Raw genomic sequence first — 19,647 nt, forward strand, 5'->3', positions numbered from 1 at the left:
AGGTTTTAATTTGCAACTAGGTGCTGGATGTGGGCTGGCTGGTGGTGTTCATCCGTACCGTTTCTCAATGCAAATGGGCGACAGGGCATGAGCGCGCTTCAATCCGTTGCAAAGACGTTTTAAAGTGCAACCAGACGATTGCCGAACTTTCTGCCGGCAAGTTTGAAGGACAGATGCACATGGCAAAACGCAAACGCCTCGATGACTCACCGTGCCCGGTGGCGCGCGCCGTCGATCTGGTGGGCGACCGCTGGTGCCTGCTGATCATCCGCGATGCCTTCGATGGCGTACGGCGCTTCGGCGCTTTCCAGGCCAGCCTGGGGATTGCGCGCAACATTCTGGCCGATCGCCTGCGGACGCTGGAGCAGGCCGGTATTCTCGAAGCCGTACCGGCATCGGACGGTTCCGCCTACCAGGACTATGTGCTGACCCCGCGGGGCGAGTCGCTGTTTCCGCTGCTGGTGGCCATGCGGCAGTGGGGCGAGGAGCAGCTGTTCGCGAAGGGCGAGGCCCACTCCACGCTGGTCGAGCGCAGCTCTGGCAAGCCGGTTGCCAGGCTGTTGCCGACCCGGGGTGACGGCGAGCCACTGGCTGCCGCGGATACCTGCGTGATCAAGCTGCCCGCATCCGCCGCATCGCCAAGCAAACAATGAGGAGGACTGGCAAGGAGAGCGAGTATTCGCGACACACCTCGTCGCCATGCTCTGTCATCATTCGCCGTCTGATTCTGCGTTCAGGAATTCTGCATGTCGGCGCTTAACCCCGGTCTGATCGTCATCCATGGCAACCGCCTCGAGGAGCTGCGCGCCCTGGCGGTGGAATGGATGCGTCGGTACCCCCTGCGCCCGCTGGAGAACGAGGTGCTGCTGGTGCAGAGCAACGGCATCGCCCAGTGGCTCAAGCTGGCGCTGGCCGAGCAGGACGGCTGCGGCATCGCAGCGGCCACCGATGTGAGCCTGCCGGCGCGCTTTCTGTGGCAGGCCTACCGCACGGTGCTGGGTAGCGAGGCGATTCCCCAGCAGTCGCCGCTGGACAAGGCGCCGCTGACCTGGCGTCTGATGCGCCTGTTGCCGAGCCTGCTCGACGAGCCCTGTTTCGCGCCACTGCGCCGCTTCCTGGCCGACGACGCCGACCTGCGCAAGCGTCACCAGTTGGCCGAGCGCCTGGCCGACCTGTTCGACCAGTACCAGGTGTACCGCGCCGACTGGCTGGCGGACTGGGCCGGTGGGCACGATCAATTGCGCAACGCCCGCGGCGGCGTGAAGCGCCTCGATGACACCGCGCTGTGGCAGCCGCTGCTGTGGCGCACGCTGCTGGCCGATGTCGGTGAGGAGCATCTGTCCCAGAGCCGCGCCGGGGTGCATCCGCGCTTCGTCGCCAGGCTGGCCGAGCTGGATGCGCCGCCCCGCGGCCTGCCGCGGCGGGTCACGGTGTTCGGCATTTCCTCGCTGCCGGCGCAGATGCTCGAGGCGCTGGCGGCCATGGCGCGTTTCAGCCAGGTGATGCTCTACGTGCACAATCCGTCCCAGCACCACTGGGGCGATATCGTCGAAGACAAGGACCTGCTGCGCCACGAATACCGTCGGCAAAAACGCAAGGCCGGCGGCCAGTCGGGGCAGGTCGGCCAGCTAGGGCTGTTCGAGGCCGAGGAACTGCATCAGCATGGTCAGCCGCTGCTGGCCTCCTGGGGCAAGCAGGGCCGCGACTACATCAACCTGCTCGACCAGTACGACGAACCGCAGCGCTACCGCGAGCAGTTCGAGCGCATTGACCTGTTCAGCGCGATGAGCGAAGACACGCTGCTGGGCCAGCTGCACAACGACATTCTCGACCTGCGCCCGGTCGATGAAAGTCGCACCCACTGGCCTGCGGTCGATCTGGAGAAGGATCACTCGCTGCGTTTTCACGTCGCCCACAGCGCCCAGCGCGAAGTGGAGGTGCTGCACGATCAGCTATTGGCGGCGTTCAGCGCAGACCCGACGCTGCGCCCGCGTGACATCATCGTCATGGTGCCGGACGTCAACACCTATGCCGCGCATATCCGCGCGGTATTCGGCCAATTCGGCAGCGACGATCCGCGCTTCATTCCCTTCACCCTGGCCGACCAGGGCCTGCGCGGCAAGGAGCCGCTGGTGATCGCCCTGGAGCACTTGCTGCGCCTGCCGGACAGCCGCTTCAGCGTCAGTGAGATTCTCGATCTGCTCGATGTGGCCGCCGTGCGCGCGCGCTTCGCCATCGCTGATGACCAACTGCCGCTGCTGCGCCGCTGGCTGGAAGGCGCCGGTGTGCGCTGGGGGCTGGATGCCGAACAGCGCGAAGGCCTCGGCCTGGGCGCCGGGCTGGAGCAGAACAGCTGGCGCTTCGGTTTGCGCCGCATGCTGCTCGGCTATGCCGTAGGCGGTGCCGGCGCACGGGCGGGCATCGAGCCTTTCGATGAGATCGGTGGGCTGGATGCAGCGCTGATCGGCCCCCTGACCCGGCTGCTGGATGCGCTGGAGCTGCATGGCGACAGCCTCGCCGAAACCCTGCTGCCGGTGACCTGGGGCGAGCGCCTGCGGGCACTGCTGGACGACTTCTTCCTGCCCCAGGACGAACGCGACGAAGTACTACGCAACCAGGCCCAGGATGCTTTGGAGAGTTGGCTGGAGCTGTGCGACGCGGCCAGCCTGGAGGAAGCCCTGCCGCTGGCCGTGGTCCGTGAAGCCTGGCTCGGTGGGTTGGATCAAGGCGGGCTCAGCCAACGCTTTTTGGCCGGCGCGGTGAACGTCTGCACGCTGATGCCGATGCGCGCCATTCCGTTCCGTCATCTTTGTCTGCTGGGCATGAACGATGGTGACTACCCGCGCAGCCAGGCGCCGCTGGACTTCGACCTGATGGGCGGCGACTACCGCCCCGGCGACCGCTCTCGCCGCGAGGACGACCGCTATCTGCTGCTCGAGGCGCTGCTGGCGGTACGCGAGCGCCTTTATATCAGCTGGGTCGGGCGAAGCATCCGCGACAATACCGAGCGACCGCCGTCGGTGCTGATCGGCCAACTGCGTGATCACCTGGCCAGCGCCTGGCGCCTGGTGGGCGGCGGCGACCTGCTACATGCCCTGACCACCGAGCACCCGCTGCAACCCTTCAGCCGCCGCTATTTTTCCGCCGACGGGCCGCTGTTCAGTTACGTGCACGAATGGGCCGCCTCCCACCGCGCGCCGCTGGCCCAGGCCGGCGAGCAGCCGCTGGGCGCTTACGTCGTGGACGACGCGCTGAATCTGGAAACCCTGCAACGCTTCCTGCGTGACCCGGTGAAGCAGTTCTTCACCGCGCGCCTCAAGGTGCACCTGGACGAAGCCGAGCAGGCCGAGCTGGATGCCGAACCCTTTGCCCTCGATGGCCTGCAGCGCCACCAGATCCAGCAGGCGCTGCTGCAGGCTGCCGCGCTGGCCCTGCAGGAAAACCAGCCTGTCGATGTGGCACTCGAGCGGGCCGCGCGGCGCATTCAGCGCAGTGGCCTGTTGCCGGTGGCCGGTTTCGGTGAGCGCCTGCGCGCGCAGTTGCTCGAACCACTGCCGGCACAGTTGCAAGGCTATGCCGCACTGCTGGCGCGCTGGCCCGAACGCTTGCCATCGCCGCTGCGCCTGAGCTTCGCCCATGGTGGCCTCGCGCTGGAGGACTGGCTCGGCGATCTGTACGCGGCCGGCGACGCCCTGGAACGGCTGGAGCTGCAGCCTGGCGGGCTGAAGCGTAAGGACCGTTCCTACAAGTGGCACCGCCTGCTCAGGCCTTGGGTTTGCCATGTGGCGGCCGCTGCCTGTGGTCATCCGCTGACCACGCTGCTGGTCGCCGAAGATGTGCGCCTGGCCTTCGCGCCGCTGAGCCAGGCCGATGCCGACCACCTGCTGCGCCAGTGGCTGGACGCCTACGCCGCTGGCATGCAGGCGCCGCTGCCGGTGGCGATCAGAACGGTTGCGGCCTGGTTCGCCCAGCTCGACAAGAGCGAGGATGAAGACAAGGCCGCGGAGGCTGCGCGCAAGGTCTACGAAGGCGACGGCCACACCACCACCGGCGAAGTGCAGCAGAGCGCCAGCCTGGCCCGCCAGTACCCGGATTTCGACGCCTTGCTGGTCGACGGTCAGTTCGCCCAGTGGGGCGCGGTGCTCTATCAGTCGCTATTCGAGGCGGCGATCAGCGAACTCAAGGATGATCAGCCATGAGCCAGCCAGCACGCCCCTTGGCGCTCAGTTTTCCGCTGCACGGCAGCCGCCTGATCGAGGCCAGTGCCGGCACCGGCAAGACCTACACCATTTCGGCGCTCTATCTGCGCCTGATCCTGCGTCACGGCGGCGACGCGGCCTTTCGCGAGCCGCTGCTGCCGCCGCAGATCCTCGTGGTGACCTTCACCGATGCCGCCACTCGCGAGCTGCGCGACCGCATCCGCGCGCGCCTGGTGGAAGCGGCCACGGTGTTTCGCGGTGATGGCGAAGGGGACGCCCTGTTGGCCACCCTCAAGGCCGACTTCGCCTCGGCCGAATGGCCCGAATGCGCCCGGCGTCTCGAACTGGCCGCGCAGTGGATGGACGAGGCAGCGGTGTCGACCATACACGGCTGGTGCCAGCGCATGTTGCGCGAGCACGCCTTCGACAGCGGCAGCCTGTTTAGCCAGACCCTGGAAACCGACCACAGTGAGCTGCTCGCCGAAGTGGTGCGCGACTACTGGCGTCAGCATTGCTATCCGCTGCAGGGCCTGGCCCTGGACTGGGTAGCGGAGAACTGGGGCGCGCCGGATACGCTGGGGCAACGTATCCGCCCGCTGCTGGGCGAACAGGACGACGGCGCAGCCCTGGCGTTGGGCGATCTGCTCGACGGCACCCTGCGTGACCGCCAGCGCGCACTGCAGGCACTCAAGGAACCCTGGAGCGCCTGGGCCGATGCCTTGCAGGGCCTGCTCGAGCAAGCCGCTGCGGAGAAACAGGTCGATGCCCGCAAGTTGCAGGCGCGCTATTACAACCCCTGGCTCGACAAGCTGCGCGCCTGGGCCGATGGCGACGACGAGGTGCTGGATATCGGCACCGGCTTCACCCGCCTGACCCCGGACGGCCTGGCCGAGGCCTGGAAGGTCGGCTCGCCGCCCGCGCATCCGGCGCTGGAGGCCATGGCCACGCTCAAGCGCGACCTCGACGCCTTGCCGGCACCGGGCGAGGCCGCACTGCGCCACGCCGCCGCGTGGATTCGCCAGCGCTTCGATCGCGAGAAACGCCAGCGTGCCGAGATGGGCTTCGACGACATGCTCACCCGCCTGGACGACGCCCTGCAGGGCGACAGCGGCCCGCGTCTGGCCGAGGTGATTCGCCAGCAGTTCCCGGTGGCGCTGATCGACGAGTTCCAGGACACCGACCCGCTGCAATACCGCATCTTCGACACCCTGTATCAGGTCGAGGCCAACCGCGACGACTGCGGCCTGTTCATGATCGGCGACCCCAAGCAGGCCATCTACTCGTTCCGCGGCGCGGACATCCACACCTATCTGCGCGCTCGCCGGGGCACGACCGGACGGCACTACAACCTGGACACCAACTTCCGCTCCAGCGAGGCCATGGTCGCGGCGGTCAACGGCTTGTTCGAGCGGGCCGAGGCCCGTGAAGGCGGGCAGGGCGCCTTTCTGCTGCGTGACGACCTGCCGTTCATCGCGGTCGGTGCCCAGGGCCGCAAGGAAGTCTGGACGGTGGAGGGCCAGGTGCAGCCGGCGCTCAATCTCTGGCACCTGCCCAGCGAGGAAGCGGTCGCCAAGGGGCGTTATCTGGACGCTCTGGCCGCCAGCGCGGCGAGCGAAATCGTCCGCCTGCTGGTGCTCGGCCAGCAGCAGCGCGCCGGCTTTCTCAAGGGCGACGAACTGACGGCTCTGCGCCCCAGCGATATCGCCGTGCTGGTGCGTGATTTCAAGGAAGCCCAGGCGATTCGCGGTCAGCTGGCGGCCCGCGGGGTGCGCAGCGTGTACCTGTCCGACAAGGATTCGGTGTACGCCACGGTCGAGGCCCACGATCTGCTGCTGTGGCTGCGTGCCTGTGCCGAGCCCGATCAGGATCGCCCGCTGCGCGCGGCGCTGGCCAGTTCGACCCTGGGCCTGAGCCTCTCCGAGCTGGAGCAGCTGAACCTCGACGAGCGCTTCTGGGAAGCGCGGGTCATGCAGTTCCGCGGTTACCGCCAGCGCTGGCAGCGCCAGGGCGTGCTGCCGATGCTGCGCCAGTTGCTGCAGGATTTCGGCCTGCCGCAACGGCTGATGAGCCGCGCCGATGGCGAGCGGGTGCTGACCAATCTACTGCACCTGGCCGAATTGCTTCAGTTGGCCGCCGCCGAGCTGGACGGCGAACTGGCGCTGATCCGTCATCTGGGCGACTGCCTGGCCGGGCGCGGTCAGGCGGCCGAGGAACAGGTGCTGCGCCTGGAAAGCGACGATGCCCTGGTGCGCGTGGTGACCATCCACAAATCCAAGGGCCTGGAATACCCGCTGGTGTTCCTGCCCTTCATCTGTTCGTTCCGCCCGCTGGACGATAAGAAGCCGGTGCAGGTGCACGATGGCGAACGCCGCCGTTTGCTGCTCAAACCCGATGAAGAAAGCCTGGAAAAGGCCGAGCGCGAGCGCCTCGGCGAAGACCTGCGCCTGCTCTACGTGGCGCTGACCCGGGCGCGGCACGCCTGCTGGCTGGGTATCGCCGACCTGAAGATCGGTACCGCCAAGACCTCGCGCCTGCACCAGAGCGCCCTGGGCTACCTGCTCGGCGCTGGCCAGCCCTTGGCCCAGAGCGCGCAACTGACCGACTGGCTCAGCCCGCTGGCCGATCCGCCGCGCTGCGTGGCGTTGCCTGCACCCGAAGCCAGCGACCAGATGTACCGTGCCCAGGACGCCGACGCTTTCGAGCCCCATTGGCGCACGCCAGCACGGCGCGCCGCTGAACACTGGTGGATCGCCTCCTACAGCGCCTTGCGCATGGAGGAGGGCGAAGTCAGTGTGGTGCAACGTCACGAGGACGTATCGCCGGACAGCTCGGCCGTGCAGATCGCCGGCGACGACGAGAACCCGGCTCTGGCGCTGGAGCAGATTCCCGTCTCAGCCCAGGGGCTGCATCGCTTTCCCCGCGGGCCCAACCCCGGCACCTTCCTTCATGGCCTGCTGGAGATCGCCGCTGCCGAAGGCTTCGCGGCCATGGCCGCGGCGCCGGATGTGCTGCGCGAACACCTGGCGCGGCGCTGCCAGCGGCGTGGCCTGGAAACCTGGATCGAGCCGCTGTGGCTGTGGCTGCAGGGCCTGCTGGTGCAGCCCCTGTCGCTCGGCAATGAAAGCGCGGTGAGCCTGGCGCAGTTGAGCGAATACCAGGCTGAGCTGGAGTTCTGGTTCGAGGCCCGCCGGGTCGACGTGCTGCGCCTGGATGCGCTGGTGCGCCATTTCGAGATGCCGACCGTGGCGCGACCCGTGCTCAGCCCGGACACCCTCAATGGCATGTTCAAAGGCTTTATCGACCTGGTGTTCGAACATGAGGGGCGTTACTACGTGGTCGACTACAAGTCCAACTGGCTCGGCGCTGACGAACAGGCTTATACCTCCGAGGCGATGAACGCCGCCGTGGCCAGTCACCGCTACGATCTGCAGTACGTACTTTATGTGCTGGCCCTGCATCGCCACCTGCGGCTGCGCCTGACCGACTATGACTACGACACCCATATGGGCGGCGCGCTGTACCTGTTCCTGCGTGCGCCTGGCGCAGGGCAGTATCTGGCGCGCCCGCAGCGGGCGCTGATCGAAAGGCTGGACGCGCTGTTTCTCGGCGAGCTGGTGGAGGAGCTGGCATGACGCCGATGTTGGAAAACCGCGACGCGCTGTTCGAGCTGCTCGCCGCCTGGAGCGAGCGCGGCTGGCTGCGCGAACTGGACCGAACCCTGGCGCATTTCTTCGCCGAGCTGGACCCCCAGGCACCGCCGTTGCTGTTGCTCGCCGCGGCGCTGGCCAGCCACCAGCTGGGCCAGGGCCATGTGTGCCTCGATTTGCAGACCACCCTGGCCGATCCGGATTCGGCGCTGTCGCTGCCGCCGGAAGGCGAGGACGCCGAGGGCGTCAGCCTGCTGCCTTCCGAGGTGCTGGCCGGCCTGAGTGCGAGCACCTGGCTGGCAGCCTGTGCCGGCAGCGCCTTGCTGCGCGATGCCGAGGATGAGGTCGCGCCGCTGGTGCTGCGCGGCACCTGCCTGTACCTGCGCCGCTACTGGGATTACGAGCGCAGCGTCGCCGAGGATATTGGCGAGCGCCTGCAGGCGGCGGGCGATGCGCCGGCCGGTCTCGCTCAGCGCCTGGCCGTGTTGTTCCCCGAGCCATTGCAGCTCGATGGCCAGCGCCTCACCGACTGGCAGAAACTGGCCTGCGCCCTGGCGGCGCGGGGGCGCTTCACGCTGATCACCGGCGGCCCTGGTACCGGCAAGACCACCACCGTGGTGCGCCTTCTGGCGCTGCTGCAGGCCGCCGCGCTGGATCGCGGTGCGCCGCTGCGCCTGAGCCTGGCCGCGCCTACCGGCAAGGCGGCGGCGCGGCTGACCGAGTCCATCGGCGCCCAGGTGGCGACCCTGCCGGTCAGCGAGCAGGTGCGCGAGCAGATTCCCAATACCGTCACCACGCTGCACCGCCTGCTGGGCAGTCGTCCGGACAGCCGTCATTTCCGTCACCATGCGGCCAACCCGCTGCCGCTGGATGTGCTGGTGGTCGACGAAGCCTCGATGATCGACCTGGAAATGATGGCCAACCTGCTCGACGCGCTGCCGATGCATGCGCGGTTGATCCTGCTCGGCGACAAGGATCAGCTGGCCTCGGTGGAGGCGGGGGCGGTACTTGGTGATCTGTGCCGCGACGCTGAAGCCGGCAGCTACAGCGAGGCCACCCGCGCCTGGTTGGCGCAGCAGACCGGCGAACGTATCGAGGGAGCAGGGCTGCAGCCGGGCGAGCAGGCGTTGTCGCAGCACATCGTGATGCTCCGCCATTCCCGGCGCTTTGCCGGGGGCTCGGGTATCGGCCGCCTGGCCCTGGCGGTGAATCGCGGTGCAGCCCTGGAGGCCCGTGAGGTGCTGGCAGGTGGCGGGGCGGACCTGCACCAGTTGCGCCTTGCCGGCGAGCAGGATCGTGCCTTCGAACGCCTGCTGCTCGATGGCTTGCCCGGCGGTGAGGGGCGGGCAGTGGGCTATGCGGATTACTTGAACGTGCTGCATGAGCAGCGCCCAGGCTTGACCGACGGCGACGAGCGCTGGAGCGGCTGGACTGCCGCGGTGCTGGCGGCCTTCGATCGCTTCCAGTTGCTCTGTGCGGTGCGCAAGGGGCCCTGGGGCGTCGAGGCGCTCAACGGGCGTATCGCCCGTGCGTTGCTGCAGCGTGGCCTGATCGAGCAGGAGCATGGCTGGTACGAAGGGCGGCCGGTGCTGGTCACCCGTAACGATTATGGCCTGGGCCTGATGAACGGCGACATCGGCATCGCCCTGCGTTTGCCCGAGCCGGCGCTGGAGGCGGGTGGCCCATTGCGCTCAGCGCTGCGCGTGGTGTTCCCACGCAACGATGGTTCGGGCGAGCTGCGCTCGATCCTGCCCAGCCGCCTGGGCGCGGTGGAAACCGTGTTCGCCATGACCGTGCACAAATCCCAGGGCTCTGAATTCGCCCATTGCGCCCTGGTGCTGCCGGATACCCTCAACCCGGTGCTGACCAAGGAGCTGGTGTACACCGGCATCACCCGCGCCCGGGATTGCTTCAGCCTGATCGAGAGCCGTGCCGGTATTTTCGAAGCGGCTATCGGGCGGCGAGTCGAAAGGCGCAGTGGGCTGTGGGAGCGGTTGGTTGGGGATGCATATATTGATTGATGAGTTGGCTCCGATCCATCCTGCGGATTTATCAAATGTGGGAGGGCGCCATGCGCCCGATTCTCGGGCATGGCCCGCTCCCACAACTAAATAGATGAGTCAGGTCGTAGGATGGGCGGCAGCCCATCAACCAGCAGCTATCAATTCAGGGCACCTTCACCCCAACCTCATCGAGCATTTCCACCAGACGAATCAGCGGCAGGCCGATCAGGCTGTTGACGTCGCTGCCTTCGGTTCGGCGAAACAGGCTGATGCCCAGACCTTCGGCCTTGAAGCTGCCGGCGCAGTCGTAAGGCTCTTCGGCATTCAGATAGCGGGTGATCTGCTCGGCATCCAGGGTGCGGAAATGCACCGTATAAGGAATGCAGTCGACCTGGCAGGTACCACTCTGGCTGTCCAGCAACGCCAGGCCGGTGAGAAAGGTCACGCTCTTGCCGCTGGCGGCGCTGAGCTGGGCATGGGCGCGCTCGAAGCCGTGGGGCTTGCCGAGCACCTGGCCGTCGAGCACGGCCACCTGGTCGGAGCCGATGATCAGGTGACAGGGGAATCGCCCGGCCAATGCCGCGGCCTTTTCCCGGGCCAGGCGGCGCACCAGCTCTTCGGCGGGCTCGCCATCCCGGCGCGACTCGTCGATACTTGGCGCGGCCCATTCGAAGGGCTGGCGCAGGCGGCTCAGCAGCTCGCGGCGATAGGGGGAGCTGGAAGCGAGAACCAGGGGCAACATGGGCATCGACCTCGTGCGAAACGGAGCGCCGATTCTAGTCGTCGGCAAAGGGCCTGGACAGGCGGAATTTCCTTTGACAGCGCACGGTTGCATCCATAGAATGCGGCGCCTATGTCAAATGGCCCGATTCCACCTCACGTTGATCCACGCAAACTCGCTGACCGCGGCGCCACCCTTCAGGGTGAATTGCCGTTAGCTGATTTGTCGAGGCTCTGCGATCCTCTCGCCGATAATGGCGGCAACGTGCGCGCGAAGCTGAGCTTCGAGCGTGACGAGCGCCACGCTGTGGTCATCCACAGCCAGCTTGAGGTCGAAGTCAAGATGGTTTGCCAGCGGTGTCTGGATCAGGTCACCTTACCGATCCTCAGCGAGTGTGATTACGCTGTGGTGAAGGAAGGCGCGAATACCCAGTCCGTGCCGCAAGGCTATGACGTACTGGAAATGGGTGAAGATCCTCTGGATCTGTTGGCCTTGATCGAGGATGAGCTGTTGCTCGCCTTGCCCATCGTGCCAATGCATGACCCGAAAGATTGCCAGCAGCCGGCGGGCCTCGATGAGCCCGAACCGAGCGAGGACGAGGTGACGCGGTCCAACCCGTTCAGTGTATTGGCACAGTTAAAGCGTGACCCAAACGTTTAGGAGTTTACTAGTATGGCTGTTCAGCAGAACAAAAAATCCCGTTCCGCCCGTGACATGCGTCGTTCGCACGACGCCCTCGAGGCTAACGCTCTGTCCGTTGAGAAGAGCACCGGTGAAGTTCACCTGCGCCACCACGTATCGCCGGAAGGCGTTTACCGTGGTCGCAAAGTGATCGACAAGGGCGCTGACGAGTAAATCTTGTCCGCTCCGATCATCGCGATTGATGCAATGGGTGGGGACTTCGGTCCCCACTGCATTGTTCCAGCCAGCGTCGCCTGTCTGGCCGAATTCCCCTCGCTGCACCTGGTCCTTGTTGGCCAAGCTCCTCTGATCGAAGAACTGCTCGCTGGTATTCCCGGTGTGGATCGTGCGCGCCTGCGCGTCGAGCATGCGGCCGAAAGCATCGAGATGGGCGAGCGCCCCAGTCAGGCCCTGCGCGGCAAACCAGAGTCTTCCATGCGCTTGGCGCTTGAGGCAGTGCGTGACGGGCGGGCCCATGCCTGCGTGAGCGCTGGCAATACCGGTGCGTTGATGGCGCTTTCGCGGCACGTGTTGAAAACCCTGCCGGGCATCGACCGGCCGGCGATGATCGCTGCCATTCCCAATCGCAAGGGCGTGTGCCTGTTGCTGGATCTGGGGGCCAACGTCGACTGCACGGCTGAGCAGTTGTGCCAGTTCGCGATTATGGGCGCGGTGGCGGCCGAGGTGCAGGGCGCCAGGGCGCCGCGCGTCGGCTTGCTGAACGTGGGCAGTGAGGAGACCAAGGGCAATCAGCAGGTCAAGCAGGCTGCGGCGCTGCTCGAAGGTGTCGACGGCCTCAACTATGTCGGCTTCGTCGAAGGCGATGGCCTGTATGGCGGCGAGGCTGACGTGCTGGTGTGCGATGGTTTCGTCGGCAATGCGTTGCTCAAGTCCAGCGAAGGGCTGGTGACCATGATTGTGGCGCGGCTTGAGGCGTTGTTTCGCGGCAGCTTGCTGGGCCGGGTCGCCGGGCTTCTGGCCTTGCCGCTGCTGCGCCGCTTACGTGGCGAGCTGGCGCCGGCGCGTCATAACGGCGCGAGTTTTCTGGGCTTGCAGGGCATCGTGGTGAAGAGCCACGGCAGTGCCGGGCCGGATGGTATAAAGAGCGCCATTCGCCGGGCCATGACCGATGTGCAGGAGAATTTACCGGCGCGACTGGGTGGTCGAATCGAGCACTTGATCCGTAATATGTGACCGCTCGGGATGCTCAGCCATCCAAGGTGTCAGTTTTTCAACGCTTGCCCGAGGCGAGCGTAAATTTTTCGACGAGAAGATCACTAAGGGAACCGTTCCATGTCTGCATCCCTCGCATTCGTCTTTCCCGGTCAGGGCTCGCAAGCGCTGACCATGTTGGCCAGACACGGCGCAGAGCACGCGCTGATCCTCGATACCTTCGGCGAAGCTTCGAGCGCCCTGGGTTATGACCTGTGGGCACTGACCCAGCAGGGCCCGGAAGAGCAGCTCAACCAGACCGACAAGACTCAGCCCGCGATCCTCGCCGCCTCCATTGCCCTGTGGCGCCTGTGGCTGGCCGAAGGTGGCGCGCGTCCGGCATTCGTCGCCGGGCACAGCCTGGGTGAATACAGCGCGCTGGTCGCCTCCGGCGCCGTCGGCTTTGCCGAAGCGGTCAAGCTGGTCGAGCTGCGTGGCCAACTGATGCAGCAGGCCGTGCCGGCCGGGCAGGGCGGCATGGCGGCGATCATTGGTCTGGAAGATGCCGACGTGCAGGCTGCCTGCGCCGAAGCGGCCCAGGGCGATGTGGTCAGCGCGGTGAACTACAACGCGCCTGGGCAGGTGGTCATCGCCGGCTCCGCTGCTGCCGTTGCTCGCGCCGTCGAGGCCTGCAAGACCCGTGGTGCCAAGCGTGCACTGCCGCTGCCGGTCAGCGTGCCGTCGCACTGCGAGCTGATGCGTCCAGCCGCCGAGCGTTTTGCCGAGGCGGTCAGCGCCATCGCCTGGCAGGCGCCGCAGATCCCGCTGGTGCAGAACGTCAGCGCTGCCGTGGTAGCCGACCTGGATACCCTCAAACGCGACCTGCTGGCTCAGCTGTACAGCCCGGTGCGTTGGGTCGAGTCCATCGTTCGTCTGGGCGAGCAGGGCGTTACCGATCTGGTCGAATGTGGTCCGGGCAAAGTGCTGTCGGGCCTGAACAAGCGTTGTGTCAAGGGCGTCAATACGCACAACCTCGACACCCCCGAAAGCTTTGCCGCTGCGCGCGCCGCACTGGCCGCCGTACAGTCCTGAACAAGGGAGAATGCTATGAGTCTGCAAGGTAAGGTTGCACTGGTCACTGGTGCCAGCCGTGGTATTGGCCAGGCCATCGCCCTGGAATTGGGTCGTCAGGGTGCCGTGGTCATCGGTACCGCCACGTCCGAGGCGGGTGCCGAGCGCATTGCGGCAACCCTCAAGGAAAACGGCATCGAAGGCACCGGCCTGATGCTCAACGTCAGCAACGACGAGTCCGTCGCTGCGACCCTGGAGAAGATCCAGAAGGACTTCGGTCAGGTGCTGGTGCTGGTCAACAATGCCGGTATCACCCGCGACAACCTGATGCTGCGCATGAAGGACGAAGAGTGGTACGACGTGATCGATACCAACCTCAACAGCCTCTATCGTCTGTCGAAAGCCGTCCTGCGCGGCATGACCAAGGCCCGTTTCGGGCGTATCATCAACATCGGTTCGGTGGTGGGTGCCATGGGCAACGCCGGGCAGGTGAACTACGCAGCTGCCAAGGCCGGGCTGGAAGGCTTTGGCCGTGCAATGGCCCGTGAAGTGGGCTCGCGCTCGATCACGGTCAACGCCGTGGCACCGGGTTTCATCGATACCGACATGACCCGTGAGCTGCCTGAAGCACAGCGTGAAGCGCTGCTGACACAAATTCCGCTGGGCCGTCTGGGGCAGGCGCAAGAGATCGCCAACGTGGTTTCTTTCCTTGCCTCCGATGGTGCAGCTTACGTCACAGGGGCTACTATCCCTGTGAACGGCGGGATGTACATGAGCTGAATAAAGGCGCGTCGTCGGCGAACGTCGACGATTCGATGCGAACCTGGTGGTAAAGCAGTCAGTTTGCAGATCGAATCGTTGGCGTATTTCCGTGGGCGCCACCGGCTTTCAGCTTGAAAAGCTGAAAACCCTTTCTATACACTTGCCGGCACAACCAGCTGGCTGGATTTGTCCAATAGGAGTGATAACACGTGAGCACCATCGAAGAACGCGTCAAGAAAATCGTTGCCGAGCAACTGGGCGTGAAGGAAGAAGAAGTAACCAACAGCGCTTCCTTCGTTGAAGACCTGGGTGCCGACTCGCTTGACACCGTTGAGCTGGTGATGGCTCTCGAAGAAGAATTCGAGACCGAGATCCCGGACGAACAAGCCGAGAAGATCACCACTGTTCAGGAAGCCATCGACTACGTTACTGCTCACGCTCAGTAAGCAGTTCGTCGCTTCCCGAATCGGAAAAGCCGCACGTCTGCAAAGGCGTGCGGCTTTTCTTTGAAGGCTCGCTGTAAAAGTTTTCAAGAGCGCCTTTGGGCGTCTTCCCGCTCGGGTACCGACTACCCTGAGCCAATCGCCGGATGATCGACGGCCTGGGCAACGGTTTGCCAGGTGCATCGCGGCGTCGAAAAACCTGATAAGAGGAGATTGCTGTGTCGCGTAGACGCGTCGTGGTTACCGGTATGGGCATGTTGTCGCCGCTGGGTAACGATGTGCCGAGCAGCTGGCAGGGCATTCTGGCCGGCCGCAGTGGTATCGGCCTGATCGAACACATGGATCTTTCCGCTTTTTCGACTCGCATCGGCGGCTCGGTAAAGAATTTCGATGTCGAGCCCTATCTGTCGCCCAAAGAGGCACGCAAGCTCGACCTGTTCATCCAGTACGGCCTGGCCGCCTGCTTCCAGGCCGCCCGCGATTCCGGCCTGGAAGTCACGGACGCCAACCGTGACCGTATCGGTGTGGCCATGGGCTCCGGCATCGGCGGCCTGACCAACATCGAGAACAACTGCAAGTCGTTGCATGAGCAGGGGCCGCGGCGCATTTCGCCGTTCTTCGTGCCTGGCTCGATCATCAACATGATTTCCGGTTTCCTGTCGATCCATCTGGGTCTGCAGGGCCCCAACTATGCCATCTCCACAGCGTGCACCACCGGTACCCACTGCATCGGCATGGCCGCGCGCAACATCGCCTATGGCGAGGCGGACGTGATGATCGCCGGTGGCGCCGAGATGGCCGCCTGTGGCCTGGGCCTGGGCGGCTTCGGCGCAGCGCGTGCGATGTCCACCCGTAACGACGAGCCGACCAAGGCAAGCCGTCCGTGGGACAAGGACCGTGACGGCTTCGTGCTCTCCGACGGCGCCGGCGCTCTGGTGCTCGAAGAGCTCGAGCATGCCAAGGCCCGCGGGGCGACCATCTATGCCGAGCTGATCGGCTTCGGCATGAGCGGCGACGCCTTCCACATGACCTCGCCACCCGAAGATGGCGCCGGTGCCGCCCGCTGCATGGCCAACGCCCTGCGCGATGCCGGTATCGAACCGTCCGCGGTGCAGTACATCAACGCCCACGGCACCTCGACCTCCGCAGGCGACAAGGCGGAAGTGGCGGCGATCAAGACCGTGTTTGGCGAGCACGCGCACAAGCTGGCGGTCAGTTCGACCAAGTCCATGACCGGTCACCTGCTGGGCGCCGCTGGTGCGGTCGAGGCGATCTTCAGCGTGCTGGCGCTGCGCGACCAGATCGCGCCGCCGACCATCAACCTGGACCAGCCGGACGAAGGCTGCGACCTGGACTTCGTGCCTCACGAGGCGCGCAAGATGCCGATGGATGTGGTGCTGTCCAACTCCTTCGGGTTCGGTGGCACCAACGGCTCGCTGGTATTTCGTCGGTACGCCGACTGATGCCGCACTGGGTCGACGGTCAGCCAGCGGCGTCGCTGCCGCTGGTGGACCGCGGCCTGGCCTACGGTGACGGCCTGTTCGAGACCATGGCCGTGCGCGGCGGCCGGCCGGTGCTGCTGGAGCGGCATCTGGCGCGGGTGACTGCCGGTTGCGAACGTTTGCGCATCGGGTTGGATGCCGAACGACTGCGCAACGAAGTAACGGCCTTCTGTGCCGAGCTGGGGCAGGGCGTCGCCAAGCTGATCGTCACCCGCGGTGATGGCCAGCGCGGCTACGCACCCTCGAACGGTGCGCCGCGGCATATCCTGCAATCCGCCGCCATGCCGGCCTATCCCGCCCAGCACGCCGAGCAGGGCGTGTGCCTTTATTCATGTACCACAAGACTGGCTGAGCAGCCGCTGCTCGCCGGCCTCAAGCACCTCAATCGCCTGGAGCAGGTGCTGGCCCGTGCCGAGTGGCAGGACGCCGAGCACGCCGAAGGACTGATGCGTGATGTTTCCGGGCGGGTGATCGAAGGCGTGTTCAGCAACCTGTTTCTGGTCGCAGGTGGTGCGCTGCTCACCGCCGATCTGCAGCGCTGCGGCGTGGCCGGGGTGATGCGTGCCGAGCTGCTCGAGCAGGCCCGTGCGCTGGGTATCGAGTGCCAGGTTCGCGACATCGAGCTGGACGAACTGCTGGGCGCCGATGAAGTCTTTCTCTGCAACAGCCTGTACGGCGTGTGGCCGGTGCGGCAGCTGCAAGCGCGTCACTGGTCGGTCGGGCCGCTCACCCGTAAACTGCAGGCCCTTGCCCGTCATCTACTGGACCGCTGATTCGTGATTCGCAAATTACTGTTGATGCTCGAAATCGTCGTGGTGCTGGCCGGCCTTACCCTTGGTCTGGTCGCCTGGCAGCAGCATCGTGCGCTGGAGCAGCCGCTGACCCTCAGCGAAGAGCGTCTGATCGAAGTACCGGCCGGCGCCACGCCTGGTGGCGTGCTCAATCGTCTGGAGGCCGACGGGGTGATCGATGGCGCCTTCTGGCTGCGCCTGTACTGGCGCTTCAACCTGCAGGGCCAGCCGTTGCACAGCGGCGAGTACCGCCTGACCCCCGACCTGCGGGTACGCGACATGCTCGACCTGTGGCGCCGCGGTGAGGTGGTGCAGTACAGCCTCACCCTGGTCGAAGGCTGGACCTTCCGCCAGGTGCGCGCCGCGTTGGCGAAGCAGGACAAGCTGCAGCTGACCCTGAGCGAGCTCAGCGACGCTGAGATCATGGCCAAGCTCGGCAAGCCTGATCAGAACCCAGAAGGGCGCTTTTTCCCGGACACTTATCGCTATGTGCGCGGCATGAGCGATCTGGACCTGCTCAAGCAGGCCCACAAGCGCCTGCAGGTGGTGCTCGACGAAGAGTGGGAGAAACGCGCCGACGGGCTGCCGTACAAGGATCCCTACGAGGCGCTGATCATGGCCTCGATGATCGAGAAGGAAACCGGCGTACCCGAAGAGCGTGGCGAGATCGCAGGTGTGTTCGTACGGCGCCTGGCTACCGGTATGCGCCTGCAGACGGACCCGACGGTGATCTTCGGCCTCGGCGAGCGCTATCAAGGGCGCATCACCCGTGCTCACCTGCGCGAACCCACGCCTTACAACACCTACACCATCGACGGCATGCCGCCGACGCCGATCGCCCTGGTCGGTCGTGAGGCGATTCATGCAGCCTTGCATCCGGTGGATGGCAAGACTCTGTATTTCGTGGCGCGCGGCGACGGCAGTCATGTGTTCTCGGAAACCCTCGACGAGCACAACCGCGCCGTGCGCGAGTACCAGTTGAAGCGCCGTGCGGACTATCGGTCCAGCCCGGCGCCCATTCCCCAGACCAGCGAAAAGGACACCCAGTGAGCGGCTTGTTTATCACCCTGGAAGGCCCCGAGGGCGCCGGCAAGAGCACCAATCGGGAGTACCTGGCGGCGCGTCTGCGCGAGCAGGGGATCGATGTGCTGCTGACCCGCGAGCCCGGCGGCACGCCACTGGCCGAGCGGGTGCGCGAGCTGCTGCTGGCGCCCAGTGACGAGCCCATGGCCAGCGATACCGAACTGCTGCTGGTGTTCGCCGCCCGTGCCCAGCACCTGGCCCAGGTCATCGTTCCAGCCCTCGAACGCGGCGCGGTGGTGCTTTGCGATCGCTTCACCGATGCCACCTATGCCTACCAGGGCGGCGGCCGCGGCCTGGATGTCGCGCGCATCGCTCAGTTGGAAGAATTCGTGCAGGGCGCGCTGCGCCCGGACCTGACCCTGGTGTTCGACCTGCCGGTTGAAGTAGGTCTGTCGCGCGCCGCCGCCCGTGGTCGCCTGGACCGTTTCGAGCAGGAGGGCCGCAGCTTCTTCGAAGCGGTGCGTGCCACCTACCTGCAGCGTGCCAAGGCGGCGCCTGCACGTTATCGCATTCTCGATGCGTCGCAGTCTTTGGAGGCAGTTCAGCGTGACCTGGATGCGTTGCTGCCGCAACTGATGGAGCTGCAGCGTGGCTGACGTGTACCCCTGGCAGACCGAGCTCTGGCAGCAATTGGCTGGCCGCACGCAGCATGCCCACGCCTATCTGCTGCATGGCCCGGCCGGTATTGGTAAACGTGCGCTGGCCGAGCGCCTGATGGCCTTGCTGCTGTGCAAGTCGCCGGTGGACCTGCAGCCGTGCGAGCAGTGCAAGTCGTGCCATCTGCTGGCTGCCGGCAGTCATCCGGACAACTACGTGCTGGAGCCGGAAGAGGCCGACAAGCCGATCAAGGTCGACCAGGTACGTGCGCTGGTCAACTTCGTGGTGCAGACCGCGCAGCTCGGCGGGCGCAAGGTGGTGCTGCTCGAACCCACCGAAGCGATGAACCTCAACGCGGCCAACGCGCTGCTGAAAAGCCTGGAGGAGCCCTCGGGCGATACTGTGCTGCTGCTGATCAGCCACCAGCCGAGCCGCCTGCTGCCGACCATCAAGAGCCGTTGTGTGCAGCAGGCTTGCCCGCTGCCCAGCGAAGCGATGAGCCTACAATGGTTGAGCGAAACCCTGCCCGCTTGCAGCGAGCAGGAAATCCGCGAACTGCTGTACCTGGCGGCGGGCTCGCCGCTGGCGGCTGCCAGGCTGCAGGAGCAGGGCGTGCGCGAGCAGCGCGCACTGGTGGTCGACGGCGTGAAGAAGCTGCACAAGCAGCAGGTATCCGCCAGCCAACTGGCCGAAGGCTGGAAGGACGTGCCGCTGACGCTGTTGTTCGATTGGTTCTGCGACTGGGCACACCTTACCCTGCGCTATCAGCTCACCCAGGACGAACAGGGCCTTGGCCCCGCGGATATGGCCAAGGTGGTTCAGTACCTGGCGCAGAAAGCTTCCCAGGCCAAAGTGTTGGCCATCCAGGAATGGTTGCTGCAGCAGCGCCAGAAAGTGCTGGGCAAAGCCAACCTCAACCGTGTGCTGCTTCTCGAAGCCTTGCTGGTGCAGTGGGCAAGCCTGCCTGGACCGGGCTAGAATCGGGCTTACGTCAT

The 19,647-nt window shown here is 65.6% G+C and carries 16 protein-coding genes; 15 read left to right on the forward strand and 1 reads right to left on the reverse strand.

The features are described 5' to 3' along the window. Positions 1–179 precede the first annotated feature (179 nt). The 4 genes from FB481_RS11990 to recD all read left to right on the forward strand — a co-directional run bounded on the left by FB481_RS11990 (position 180) and on the right by recD (position 9,867). Positions 180–653, forward strand: a complete 474-nt coding sequence (locus tag FB481_RS11990; RefSeq protein WP_147176516.1) for a helix-turn-helix domain-containing protein — start codon at positions 180–182, stop codon at positions 651–653. 93 nt (positions 654–746) lie between these two features. Further along, positions 747–4,199: an exodeoxyribonuclease V subunit gamma gene (recC, locus tag FB481_RS11995; RefSeq protein WP_147176517.1), complete on the forward strand. Its 3,453-nt coding sequence runs from the start codon at positions 747–749 to the stop codon at positions 4,197–4,199. After that, entirely contained in the window at positions 4,196–7,831 is a 3,636-nt protein-coding gene (gene recB / locus FB481_RS12000; RefSeq protein ID WP_147176518.1) for an exodeoxyribonuclease V subunit beta, read from the forward strand. Before recC ends, recB begins: the two co-directional genes overlap by 4 nt. Beyond that, positions 7,828–9,867, forward strand: a complete 2,040-nt coding sequence (recD, locus tag FB481_RS12005; protein ID WP_147176519.1) for an exodeoxyribonuclease V subunit alpha — start codon at positions 7,828–7,830, stop codon at positions 9,865–9,867. The genes recB and recD overlap by 4 nt, the downstream gene beginning before the upstream one ends. A gap of 145 nt (positions 9,868–10,012) precedes the next feature. On the opposite strand, the gene FB481_RS12010 is transcribed toward recD, so the two are convergent. Further along, positions 10,013–10,591: a nucleoside triphosphate pyrophosphatase gene (locus FB481_RS12010; RefSeq protein ID WP_093501441.1), complete on the reverse strand. Its 579-nt coding sequence runs from the start codon at positions 10,589–10,591 to the stop codon at positions 10,013–10,015. Positions 10,592–10,702: 111 nt separating this feature from the next. Here FB481_RS12010 and FB481_RS12015 point away from each other — a divergent pair, with 111 nt between their 5' ends. The 11 genes from FB481_RS12015 to FB481_RS12065 all read left to right on the forward strand — a co-directional run bounded on the left by FB481_RS12015 (position 10,703) and on the right by FB481_RS12065 (position 19,630). Continuing rightward, positions 10,703–11,230, forward strand: coding sequence for a YceD family protein (locus FB481_RS12015; protein ID WP_013791825.1), 528 nt, complete (start codon positions 10,703–10,705; stop codon positions 11,228–11,230). Between the two features lie 12 nt (positions 11,231–11,242). Beyond that, the gene (gene rpmF, locus FB481_RS12020; RefSeq protein ID WP_013791824.1) at positions 11,243–11,425 is read left to right on the forward strand and encodes a 50S ribosomal protein L32; all 183 of its coding nucleotides are present in this window, start codon (positions 11,243–11,245) and stop codon (positions 11,423–11,425) included. Between the two features lie 3 nt (positions 11,426–11,428). Beyond that, entirely contained in the window at positions 11,429–12,445 is a 1,017-nt protein-coding gene (gene plsX / locus FB481_RS12025; protein WP_147176520.1) for a phosphate acyltransferase PlsX, read from the forward strand. 99 nt (positions 12,446–12,544) lie between these two features. Further along, the gene (gene fabD, locus FB481_RS12030) at positions 12,545–13,495 is read left to right on the forward strand and encodes an ACP S-malonyltransferase (protein ID WP_147176521.1); all 951 of its coding nucleotides are present in this window, start codon (positions 12,545–12,547) and stop codon (positions 13,493–13,495) included. A gap of 15 nt (positions 13,496–13,510) precedes the next feature. After that, the gene (fabG, locus tag FB481_RS12035) at positions 13,511–14,254 is read left to right on the forward strand and encodes a 3-oxoacyl-ACP reductase FabG (protein ID WP_147176522.1); all 744 of its coding nucleotides are present in this window, start codon (positions 13,511–13,513) and stop codon (positions 14,252–14,254) included. Positions 14,255–14,445: 191 nt separating this feature from the next. Then, positions 14,446–14,682, forward strand: a complete 237-nt coding sequence (acpP, locus tag FB481_RS12040) for an acyl carrier protein (protein ID WP_003245177.1) — start codon at positions 14,446–14,448, stop codon at positions 14,680–14,682. Between the two features lie 215 nt (positions 14,683–14,897). Then, positions 14,898–16,142 (forward strand): beta-ketoacyl-ACP synthase II, encoded by a 1,245-nt coding sequence (fabF, locus tag FB481_RS12045; RefSeq protein WP_147176523.1) that lies wholly within the window; start codon positions 14,898–14,900, stop codon positions 16,140–16,142. Then, positions 16,142–16,954: an aminodeoxychorismate lyase gene (gene pabC, locus FB481_RS12050; protein ID WP_147176524.1), complete on the forward strand. Its 813-nt coding sequence runs from the start codon at positions 16,142–16,144 to the stop codon at positions 16,952–16,954. Before fabF ends, pabC begins: the two co-directional genes overlap by 1 nt. A gap of 3 nt (positions 16,955–16,957) precedes the next feature. Continuing rightward, positions 16,958–18,022 carry an endolytic transglycosylase MltG gene (gene mltG, locus FB481_RS12055; RefSeq protein ID WP_147176525.1) on the forward strand — a complete coding sequence of 355 codons (1,065 nt, stop codon included), beginning with the start codon at positions 16,958–16,960 and terminating at the stop codon, positions 18,020–18,022. Next, a complete protein-coding gene (gene tmk / locus FB481_RS12060; RefSeq protein WP_147176526.1) occupies positions 18,019–18,651 on the forward strand; it encodes a dTMP kinase in 633 nt (210 codons plus the stop codon). The genes mltG and tmk overlap by 4 nt, the downstream gene beginning before the upstream one ends. Continuing rightward, positions 18,644–19,630: a DNA polymerase III subunit delta' gene (locus FB481_RS12065; RefSeq protein WP_093501423.1), complete on the forward strand. Its 987-nt coding sequence runs from the start codon at positions 18,644–18,646 to the stop codon at positions 19,628–19,630. Before tmk ends, FB481_RS12065 begins: the two co-directional genes overlap by 8 nt. Positions 19,631–19,647 lie beyond the last annotated feature (17 nt).

The organism is Pseudomonas sp. AG1028 (genome assembly GCF_007993955.1).
Taxonomy (GTDB): Bacteria; Pseudomonadota; Gammaproteobacteria; order Pseudomonadales; family Pseudomonadaceae; genus Aquipseudomonas; species Aquipseudomonas straminea.